Below are 10,284 nucleotides of genomic sequence, written 5' to 3' on the forward strand. Positions count from 1 at the left end.
ATCGCCTGATGCTGAGCGGTGGTTTCCGGCCATTAGCCGCGAAATGCACGCAATTCCAAGGGGGCTCACGCGTGGAACGATAGCTTTTCCCTCGCCTAACACAATTACCCTTTTATCCTGCAAACCTAACATAATGTTATTTCTTCCGTCCGCGCCCCGCCGCTGGCTTGCCGTTGCCGCGGGACGGCTCGACCGCGCGCATCTCGGCGCGCAGGGACTCGATGAAATACTCGACATGAAGCGACAGCGGCGCGCCGCGCTTCACCGCGATATAGGTGTCGAACCGCGTCGGCTCGGTGATCTTGATCAGCTCGATCCCGGGATAGCCGCCATGGGCCACCGTGAACTGGTCGATGATGGCGATGCCGAGCCCGGCCTTCACCAGCGCGCAGACCGTGGTGCCGAAGCGAGCGCGGATGGTGATGTTGTAGTCGAGCCGGTAGCGCGCGAAGATCTCGGCCATGATCCGGCCGTAGGGGTCGTTGGGATCGATGCCGATCAGCGGATAGCGGGTGATCTCGGCCGCCGAGACCTGCTTGCGGCCGGCAAGCTCGTGGCCCGGCGGCACGATGCAATAGAGCTCGCCCGAGGCGAGCGGCATGAAGTCGAGCCCGGAATGCTCCAGGCGGTAGCTCATCGCGACGCACTCGCCGCGGCCGAGCATGAGATAGTCGATGGCTTCCTCGAGCTTGAGGATGTTGATGTCGATGCCCAAATCAGGATAGCGGCGCCGGACCCGCTCGATCGCACGCGGCACCATCACTTGCGAGATGCTGGGCACCGAGCCGATGCGCAATTCCGACAATCCGCCGCGGCCGATCTTGGAGATGATCTCGGAGAGGTCGTCGACCTTCTTGTAGACCCCATTGATCTGCTCGAAGATGGTCTCGGCCTCCGGCGTCGGGAAATAGCGCCCGTTCTGGCGCTGGAAGAAGCGGATTCCGAGCGAGCGCTCGGTGTATTTGACCAGGCGGCTGATCCCCGGCGCCGACACGTTGAGCAGCTTGGCCGCGCCGCCAATGGTGCCCGTCACCATCACGGCACGGATCACTTCAACCTGGCGCAGCGTCATCATGAACAGGGCATCCGAGGACAATCGTGGCGCCGATCATCTCACGACAGCCGTGATGTCATCCAGCGGCAAGTGTGCGGCGATGTAGGACAGGGGCGGCAAGCTTCTCTCGTGTCCCGGACGCGCTGCAACGCGTTTGGCGCTGCGTCCGGGGCACGAGACCCTGGCCGGGTTCATCCACCTTCTCCCACAAGGGGAGAAGGGAAGGCAACGGTCAGACTGCTTTCGACTAAAATCTGCGCGTTCAGATGGAAGGGCGGCGTCGGCGCGCGATCTGTTGCATCGGCGGCGTTTGCTGCAACCGCGGTCTAGCTTGCCGGGCCCTCGGGCGAAGCGCTGTCCGCGAACTCGGTGCGCTCGCTTTGCAGCACCTCGCGTGCGAACTCGATGATCTTCTGCTTGTTTGCCGTTTCGCGGACCGCGAAAAACACGCGGTTCAATTCCAGGCCGAGCACGCTGTTGAGGGCGATGTCCTCGTCTTCCATCGTGGTTTTCCCGCTTTAGACGCCTTTAGGTGTATCTTGACGTTACTTCTTCCACAAGTAGATAAAGCTTCGGTGCAGACGGGCACCGGGGAACTACGGGAGCAGCGAATTGAGGCAGTCCCCAAATACGTGCTATACGGGACGCCGAGGGTCAGGAAACGCACCGATGTCCGCCGTCGACTATGGCCGGGAAGCGCTCGACTTCATTGAAGGACTGGATACCTATCGCAAGGTACCAGACGCCATGTGCGCGCTTGAAACGGCCTTCGGTCGCTTCGGCTTCGAGACCATCATCGTGACCGGCTTGCCGAATCCCGATCAGCGGTTCGCGCAGATGGTGCTCGCCAAGCGCTGGCCGGCAGGCTGGTTCAATCTCTACACCCAGAACAATTACGATCGCGCCGATCCCGTGGTGCGGCTATGCCGGCAATCGGTCAATCCGTTCGAATGGTCGGAAGCGCCCTATAATGCCGAACTCGAGCCGGGTGCGGCCGAGGTGATGAACCGCGCCACCGATTTTCGCATGTCGCGCGGTTTCATCGTGCCGATCCACGGGCTCACCGGCTATGAGGCCGCGGTGTCGCTCGGCGGCGTTCATCTGGATCTCAACTCGCGCAGCAAGCCGGCACTGCACCTGATGGCGATGTACGGCTTCGACCACATCCGCCGTCTGCTCGTGCCGACGCCGTATCCGTCGACGCGTCTCACCCCGCGCGAGCGCGAGGTGATCTCGTGGGCCTCGCAGGGCAAGTCGGCCTGGGAGATCGGCGAGATCCTGCACATTACGCAACGCACCGCCGAAGAGCATCTTGCAACCGCTGCGCGCAAGCTCGGCGCCGTCAATCGTACGCATGCGGTTGCACTGGCGATTCGCAACAAGATCATCAATCCCTAAGCGACGCACTGGGAAATTTCCCAATATCGAACCTACCTCTTTTCGCAGAGGCTTCCTCCATTGAGGCTCAATGGGGGTTTTCATGATTCACGCAATTTCCTCGGTCAATCGCCACCTTTACGAAGACGTGCTCGAGCAGCACTTCCGGATACGCCACGACATCTTCGTCGACGAGCGGCACTGGGAGACGCTACGCCGGCCTGATTGCCGCGAGGTCGATTCCTATGACGACGAGGACACTGTCTATCTGCTCGCGCTGGAGGGACGGCGCGTCGTCGGCGGTCACCGGCTCTACCCGACGACCAAGCCTTCGATGATGAGCGAGGTCTTCCCGCATCTGGCGTCGGTTCGCGGCTGCCCCGCCGATCCGCTGGTCTGGGAATGGTCGCGCTACTTCGTCGTCCGTGATCGCCGCGACGGCGCCCTCAACCTGCAACTGATGGCGGCGGTGCAGGAGTTCTGCCTCGGCCAGGGCATCGCACAGGTCAGCGCGATCATGGAAACCTGGTGGCTGCCGCGCTTCCACGAGGCCGGCTTCGTCGTGACCCCGCTCGGCCTGCCGGCCCTGGTGGAGAACGCCTGGACCATGGCGGCGACCGTCGACGTTCGCCAGCAGACGGTCGATGCCCTGCATGATCGCATCGGCATGGCTTCGATCGTTCAACAGGACGGCCCGCGTCTGGACGCCGTCGCCCGTGCCAACCTCTGCGGCCTTGCCGCGCAACGAAAGAGCGCCTGAGATGTCGAACATGATGCGGGACAGCCAGATCATGGCGCAAACCAAGGACGAGAATCTCGGCTACATGTCCGACATGGCCCTCGAGCTCGCTCAGATGGCAGATGACTCCGGACTGACCACGCTCGCTTACCTCTTCCGGATGGCGGCACTGGAGGCTTCGACGGCCGACAGCGTGCTCGCCGAACCGGATGAGCTCCCCCAGCAGATGACGTCGCACTAGACGCATCTTTCACGATATTCCGACGAATGCGGCACCCTCTCCTCGGCCTCCGAGGGGAGGGTGTTCGTTTGGGTGCGGCAGGTTGCCCCATCCTGCGCGGCAGTCTTCTTGCAAGGTGGGCTCTTGTTGCAAGGTGGGGCTCTTGCAAGGAAGTCTTCGATCGCATGCACCCGCATGCAACAAAGTGCATGTTTGGTGTCGAATCGCTCTTGCCTCGGAACGATACTGCCATTACCCATTTTTTCGCCTTGAACAGGCAGGGGGAGCTCTTTCACTGATGGCGACTGTGTTCGAACATCGGCGCGACTCCGCGTGCGCCTGAAAGAGTTTTGATGCTGCTCGTCGTCGAACAGTTTTTGAACGGATTGCAGTTCGGCTTGCTGCTGTTCTTGCTCGCCGCCGGCCTGACGCTGGTGTTCGGGATCATGGATCTCGTCAACCTCGCGCACGGCTCGCTCTACATGATGGGCGCCTATTTCGCCGCGACCTTCGCGGCATGGACCGGCAGCTTCCTGCTCGGCGCGCTGCTGGCGCTCGGCGCGACGCTGGTGCTCGGCATCGTGCTCGAAATGGCGGCGCTGCGGCATCTCTATGGCCGGGATCATCTCGACCACGTGCTCGCGACCTTCGGCCTGATCCTGTTCTTCAATGAAGCCGTGCGGCTGATCTGGGGCCCGGCCGGCCTCGCGCTGCCGCTGCCGGCCTGGCTCACGGTGCCGGTGCCGATCCTGCCCGGCATTCACTATCCCGCTTATCGCCTCGCCATCATCGTCGTGGCGCTGCTGGTGGCGCTGCTGCTCTATCTCGGCGTGATGCGCACTCGCATCGGTATGCTGATCCGCGCCGGCGCCTCCAATCGCGAGATGATCGGCGCGCTCGGCATCAACATCAAGCTGCTCTACACGCTGGTGTTCGGCCTCGGTGCGGCTTTGGCAGGCCTCGCCGGCTTGATGCAGGCGCCGATCCTCACCGTCCAGATCGGCATGGGCGAGAACATTCTGATCCTCGCCTTCGTCATCGTCGTGATCGGCGGCATCGGCTCGATCCGCGGCGCGTTCCTCGCCGCGATCTCTGTCGGAATGATCGACACGCTCGGCCGCGCCTTCTTGCCGAACCTGCTGCGGCAGGTGCTGAGCGGCGCCGCTGCTTCCACCGCCGCGCCCGCGCTGTCGTCCATGCTGATCTATCTGGTGATGGCGATCGTGCTGGTGGTGCGGCCGGAGGGGCTGTTTCCGGCCAACCGCCGATGAAGGCTCTCACGGTGAGCAAGGCCGTCACGGCCCTGATGCTGGCGGGCCTCGTGCTGTTGCCGCTCTATTCGCAACTGTCCGGCAACATCTTCATCCTGACGCTGTTCACCCGCATCGTCATCCTGGCGCTGGCCGCCGCGAGCCTCAACCTCATCATGGGTTTTGGCGGCATGATGAGCTTTGGCCACGCCGCCTATCTCGGCATCGGCGGCTACGCCGTCGGCATGCTCGCGCAGGAAGGTGTCGGAAGCGGCTTCATCCAGTTTCCGGTCGCGCTCGCCGCGTCCGCGCTCTATGGGCTCGTGATTGGGGCGCTCTCCTTGCGCACCCGCGGCGTCTATTTCATCATGATCACGCTGGCGTTTGCGCAGATGGCCTATTACGTCGCCTCGGGCCTCGCACGTTACGGCGGCGATGACGGCCTCACCGTCTACAAGCGCAGCGACTTCTCCGGGCTGATCAACCTGTCGAACCGCACGCAGTTCTATTATCTCTGCCTCGGCTGTCTGTTCGCGGTCATCTTCCTGATCTGGCGCATCGTCAATTCGCGCTTCGGCCTCGTCGTGCAAGGCCTGCGCTCCAATGAGCAGCGCATGCAGGCGATCGGCTTCCCCGCAAAACGCTACCAGCTGGTCTGCTTCGTCATCTCCGGCATGATGTGCGGCCTTGCCGGCGCGCTGCTCGCCAACAATACCGATTTCATCAGCCCGGCCGTGATGTACTGGACCCGCTCCGGCGACCTCATGGTGATGGTGATCCTCGGCGGCATGGGCACGCTGTTCGGCCCTGTCATTGGCGCGGTGGTCTATCTGCTGCTGGAAGAGTTTTTGTCGCAGCTCACCGAATATTGGGCGCTGATCATGGGCCCGCTGCTTTTGCTGATCGTGTTGTTCGGTCGTGGCGGCATCATGGGTCTGCTCGGGAGGCTCAACCGTGGCTGAACCGCTGCTCCGCGTCGAAAAGCTCGTGCGTCGCTTCGGCGGCATTGTCGCGACGGACAACGTCTCGCTCGACGTCTCGGCCGGCGAGCTGCACGCCATCATCGGCCCGAACGGCGCCGGCAAGACCACGCTGATCAGCCAGCTCACCGGACATCTCGAACCGCATTCCGGCAGCGTCTCGCTCGGCGGCCGCGATATTACTTACTTGCCGGCCTATCGACGCTGTGCGCTGGGCCTGGCCCGCTCGTTCCAGATCACCTCGCTGCTGCTCGATTTCACCGCCGCCGACAATGTCGCGCTGGCGGCGCAGGCGCATGCCGGCACCTCGTTCCGCTTCTTCGCCAATGCGCGTAAGGAGAAGGGTTTGCGCGATGCCGCCCACGCCGCGCTCGACCGCGTCGGCCTCGCTCATCGTGCCGATGTCCTGGTGTCCAGGCTCAGCCATGGCGAGCGCCGCCAGATCGAGCTTGCGGTCGCGCTCGCGAGCAAGCCGAAATTGCTGCTGCTGGACGAGCCGATGGCCGGCCTCGGCGTCACCGAATCCCAGGGCATGGTGAAGCTGCTCCAGGAGTTGCGGAAAGAAGTCTCGATCGTGCTGGTCGAGCACGACATGCCCGCGGTGTTCGCGCTCGCCGACCGCATCTCCGTGCTGGTCTATGGCCGCGTCATTGCGTCCGGCGATCCCGCCGCGATCCGCGCCAACGAGGACGTCAAGCGCGCCTATCTTGGCGATCAGCATGTGGTGACGCACCATGTCTGAAAAAGTGGTGGCTGACACGCTGCTCGACGTCGACGGCATCGAGACCTGCTACGGCCTCTCCCAGGTGCTGTTCGGCCTGTCGCTGTCGATCAAGCCGGGCGAGATGGTCTCGCTGATGGGCCGCAACGGCATGGGCAAGACCACGACGATCCGCTCGATCATGGGTCTGACGCCCGCCCGCGCCGGCAGCATTCGCTTTGCGGGCGCCGAGGTGCGGACGCAGCCGTCCTACAGAATTGCAAAACTCGGCATTGGCCTTGTGCCCGAGGGGCGCCAGATCTTCCCGAACCTCACCGTGCGAGAAAACCTGGTCGCGGCCGCCGCCGATCGCTTCAATAGCCCCAATCCCTGGACGCTGGCCGCGATCTACGTGATGTTCCCGCGGCTCGCCGAACGCGCCGCCAACATGGGCAACCAGCTCTCCGGCGGCGAGCAGCAGATGCTCGCGATCGGCCGCGCGCTGATGACCAATCCAAAACTGCTGATCCTGGACGAGGCGACCGAAGGCCTCGCGCCGTTGATCCGCGACGAGATCTGGAACTGCCTGTCGCTGCTGAAGAGCCGCGGACAGTCGATCCTGGTCGTCGACAAGAATGTCGATCACCTCGCCCGCATCTGCGACCGCCACACCATCATCGAGCGCGGCAAGACGGTGTGGAGCGGCACCTCGGACCAGCTGATGGCCGAGCCGGATCTGCAGCATAAGTATTTGGGAATTTGAGCCCCCCGCTCTCTCGCCGTCATTGCGACCGCAGCGAACCAATCCAGACTGCCTCCGCAGTGACAGTCTGGATTGCTTCGTCGCGAGAGCTCCTCGCAATGACGGGGAGAGAGCGGGGGCTCACCAACAAATCTCGCCGCGAAGCAGCTCAAAACACCTCAAAATATTCGCGATGCTCCCAGTCGGTCACCTCGGACAAGAACCGATCGATCTCGGCGTTCTTGATGTGGGTGTAGTAGTCGACGAACTCGGCCCCCAGCTTCTCGCGGAAGAACGGATCGTCCTTTAGCGCGGAGACCGCATCGCGCAGGCTCTTTGGCAGCAGCGGCGCCTTGGTCTCGTAGGGCGTGTCGGCGGATGGGCCGGGATCGAGCTTGCGATCGACGCCGTCGAGCCCTGAGAGGATCTGCGAGGCCATGTAGAGATAGGGATTGGCGGCGGGCTCGCCGATGCGGTTTTCCAGGCGCGTGGCGGTATCGCCCGCGCCGCCGAGCACGCGGATCATCACGCCGCGATTGTCGCGGCCCCAGATCGCGCGGTCGGGGGCCAGCGAATAGGAGCGATAGCGTTTGTAGCCGTTGATGGTCGGCGTGGTGAACAATGTCGATGCGCGGGCGTGGTCGAGCAGGCCGGCGAGATAGGCGTTGCCGAATGCGCTGAGCGGCTCGCCGCCGTCTTTCGCCATGAATTGGTTTGCACCAGAGGCGCGCGAGACGATCGACTGGTGCAAGTGCCAGCCACTCGCGAACGCATTCGGCAGTTTTGGCCGGCACATGAAGGTGGCGTGATAACCGTGGCGGCGCGCGATCTGTTTCACGGCGCTCCGAAACAGCACCATGTTGTCGGCGGGCTCCAGGCCCTTCTTCGGCGCGAAGGTGAACTCGCACTGGCTCGGCCCGAACTCGACCTCGACGGAGCGTAAGGGAAGCCCGAGCGCGACGATGTCGCGGCGCAGGATCTCAAGCACCGGCTCCATCTGATCGAAACGCTGCTCGGTGAGGTATTGATAGCCGTGGCTGAGCAGGCTCACCGAGGGCGGCGTGCCCGGCTGTCCGGCGTCCTCGGGCCGCATATGCGCATCGTCGAGCTTGAAGATATGGAATTCAACTTCGAGGCCGGCGACGAAATCGTGGCCACGGCTGGCGAGTTCATCGAGCACCTTGCGATAGAGCCCACGCGTCGCGAACGGCACAGGGCGGCCGTCATTGAAGTAGAGGTCGCACAGCACCCAGCCCGTCGCCGGCGCCCACGGCAGCACGCGAAACGTGGCGGGATCGGCGACCATCAGCACGTCGGCCGCGCCTTCCATCTCCTTCATGCCGAAGCCGCCGCCCGCGGTGAACACCGGAAACACCGTGCGGTGCGAGGTGTCCTTGGCCAGCATGGTGGTGGTGATCGAGCAGCCGCTTTCCAGCGCCGCAATCGCCTCGGAGGCGATGAGGGTCTTGCCGCGCAAAATTCCGTGCTGATCGGGGAAGGCGAGGCGGATGACTTCGAGGTTCTTCTCCTCGACGAGACGGCGCATACGCGCTGCGGCGTCCTTCTGCTCATCCGACCACAGCGCATGACGCGCGACGAAAGTCACCTTGGTTGCTCCTCAGTCGTGAGGCGCGAAGCATGCGCCACATTCTCCGTCATTGCGAGCGTGGCGAAGCAATCCAGGAATGCGTTCGCGGTGACAGACTGGATTGCTTCGCTGCGCTCGCAATGACGAGGATAGGCCGTCACCGTCACTCCGCCGCCGTCAACCGGTGCACGTTGTCCGCGATCTCCTTCGGCACCGGTGCGGTCCACGGCGCGCCGCGGCGGCGCTTGACGTCGACTTCCATCCAATAGGTCTCCCAGCCGCGCGTCGGCCCGATACCGTCCATCGTCGCCGGACCCTGGATGCTACGCGCATTGGCCTCGTCCAGGAACAGCATCGGCTTCTCGCCGCCGCCGACCTTCTCGATCTCGGCCCGCAGCAGGCGGCGATACTGCACGATCGCCTTGTCGCTCGAGCCGAGATGCTCCTTGGTGCGGTCCTGGATCGCGCCCATCGATTCCACCGCCCACTGGTCGTGGACGTTGATGTCGTTGCCCATGCCGGTGTAGGTCGCGGTCTGCTGCTCGTGCGGATCGAAGCCGTAATCGTTGCTGCGGTTCTTGCGCGACTTGTAATCCGGCAGCTGGTAGAGCTCGAGCCGCTGGTCGCGCATCTTCTTTTTGTCGACCGGGTTCGAATAGCTGGTGAAGATCGCGTACCAGTAGCAGTTCTCGTCGTCGATCGGCACGTGCCATTGCGAGATCGTCATCTCCGTGCTCATGGGGATGACGAAGCCGTGCGGGAACAGCTGGTTGGTGACGCGCACATGGGTGCGCTCCTCGTCGATCTCGCGCAGCGCGATCAGACGCAGGCCGTATTCGGTGTGCTCGACATTGATGATCGGGCGGTCATATTCGCGCAGGATTTTTGTCATCGGCAGGTCGCTGCCGGCCGAAGCGCCGCGGAACTGCTTGCCGTAGGCGGTGGAGGTGTCCTCGTCCTCGAAGAAACGATGCAGGTAGGAGGCGTGCGCGGGATCGATGCCGACCTCAAGCGCCTGGAGCCAGTTGCAGGCCATGTGGCCCTTGAACGCAAAAGTGTGGGTGCCGGGCGCGACAAAACAGTCGAGCTCCGGAAAGGCCGGCGGCTCACCTTCGCCGAGATAGGCCCAGAGGATGCCGCTCTTCTCCACCACGGGATAGGAGCGCTGGCGAATGTTCTGACACAGCTTCGAGTCCTTTGGCTCGGCCGGCGTCTCGATGCACTGGCCGGTGGCGTCGAACAGCCAGCCATGAAAGGCGCAGCGCAGGCCGCCATCCTCTAGCCGCCCGAAGGCAAGGTCGGCGCCGCGATGGGCGCAGTGGCGATCGATCAGGCCATAGCGTCCGGTCTCGTCGCGGAACAGCACCAGGTTTTCGCCGAGCAGCTTGACGGGACGGATCGGCCGCGCGCCTTCGAGTTCGTCGACCAGCGCCGCCGGCTGCCAGTAGCTCCGCATCAGTCTGCCGCAAGGGTCCTTCGGACCGGTGCGGGTGATCAGGTCGTTCTGCTCCTGGCTCATCATGGCGGTCGCGTCCTTCTTGATGAGGATCGTTGTCGATCAGCAATGCGCGCGCTTCTTCGCCTCTCCCCGCGTGCGGGGAGAGGCCGGATCGCATCGTCAGATGCGATCCGGG

11 protein-coding genes are annotated in these 10,284 nt (G+C 63.6%); 7 read left to right on the top strand and 4 right to left on the bottom strand.

Translation table 11 applies throughout. From position 1 onward, the window contains the following. Positions 1-136: 136 nt before the first annotated feature. Both IVB29_RS22325 and IVB29_RS22330 read right to left on the bottom strand, forming a co-directional pair. Positions 137-1,075 (bottom strand): LysR family transcriptional regulator, encoded by a 939-nt coding sequence (locus IVB29_RS22325; RefSeq protein WP_247505547.1) that lies wholly within the window; start codon positions 1,073-1,075, stop codon positions 137-139. Positions 1,076-1,380: 305 nt separating this feature from the next. Then, a complete protein-coding gene (locus IVB29_RS22330; RefSeq protein ID WP_247505548.1) occupies positions 1,381-1,557 on the bottom strand; it encodes a hypothetical protein in 177 nt (58 codons plus the stop codon). A 166-nt stretch (positions 1,558-1,723) separates the two neighbouring features. Between IVB29_RS22330 and IVB29_RS22335 the strand changes: the two genes are divergently transcribed. From IVB29_RS22335 to IVB29_RS22365, 7 genes are all read left to right on the top strand, one after another. Continuing rightward, positions 1,724-2,452, top strand: coding sequence for a LuxR family transcriptional regulator (locus tag IVB29_RS22335; protein ID WP_247505549.1), 729 nt, complete (start codon positions 1,724-1,726; stop codon positions 2,450-2,452). Positions 2,453-2,534: 82 nt separating this feature from the next. Beyond that, complete coding sequence (locus IVB29_RS22340; protein WP_247505550.1) at positions 2,535-3,191, top strand: acyl-homoserine-lactone synthase; 657 nt, start codon at positions 2,535-2,537, stop codon at positions 3,189-3,191. Between the two features lies 1 nt (position 3,192). Further along, positions 3,193-3,411: a hypothetical protein gene (locus IVB29_RS22345; RefSeq protein WP_247505551.1), complete on the top strand. Its 219-nt coding sequence runs from the start codon at positions 3,193-3,195 to the stop codon at positions 3,409-3,411. Between the two features lie 332 nt (positions 3,412-3,743). Further along, positions 3,744-4,661, top strand: a complete 918-nt coding sequence (locus tag IVB29_RS22350) for a branched-chain amino acid ABC transporter permease (RefSeq protein ID WP_247505552.1) — start codon at positions 3,744-3,746, stop codon at positions 4,659-4,661. Continuing rightward, complete coding sequence (locus IVB29_RS22355; protein WP_247505553.1) at positions 4,658-5,602, top strand: branched-chain amino acid ABC transporter permease; 945 nt, start codon at positions 4,658-4,660, stop codon at positions 5,600-5,602. Before IVB29_RS22350 ends, IVB29_RS22355 begins: the two co-directional genes overlap by 4 nt. Beyond that, entirely contained in the window at positions 5,595-6,362 is a 768-nt protein-coding gene (locus IVB29_RS22360; RefSeq protein WP_247505554.1) for an ABC transporter ATP-binding protein, read from the top strand. Before IVB29_RS22355 ends, IVB29_RS22360 begins: the two co-directional genes overlap by 8 nt. Next, the gene (locus tag IVB29_RS22365) at positions 6,355-7,083 is read left to right on the top strand and encodes an ABC transporter ATP-binding protein (protein ID WP_247505555.1); all 729 of its coding nucleotides are present in this window, start codon (positions 6,355-6,357) and stop codon (positions 7,081-7,083) included. Before IVB29_RS22360 ends, IVB29_RS22365 begins: the two co-directional genes overlap by 8 nt. 148 nt (positions 7,084-7,231) lie before the next feature. Here the strand turns inward: IVB29_RS22365 and IVB29_RS22370 are convergent, their stop codons facing one another. Both IVB29_RS22370 and IVB29_RS22375 read right to left on the bottom strand, forming a co-directional pair. Further along, entirely contained in the window at positions 7,232-8,668 is a 1,437-nt protein-coding gene (locus tag IVB29_RS22370; protein WP_247505556.1) for a glutamine synthetase family protein, read from the bottom strand. Positions 8,669-8,813: 145 nt separating this feature from the next. Next, complete coding sequence (locus IVB29_RS22375) at positions 8,814-10,172, bottom strand: aromatic ring-hydroxylating dioxygenase subunit alpha (protein ID WP_247505557.1); 1,359 nt, start codon at positions 10,170-10,172, stop codon at positions 8,814-8,816. Positions 10,173-10,284 lie beyond the last annotated feature (112 nt).

The organism is Bradyrhizobium sp. 1 (genome assembly GCF_023073315.1).
Taxonomy (GTDB): Bacteria; Pseudomonadota; Alphaproteobacteria; order Rhizobiales; family Xanthobacteraceae; genus Bradyrhizobium.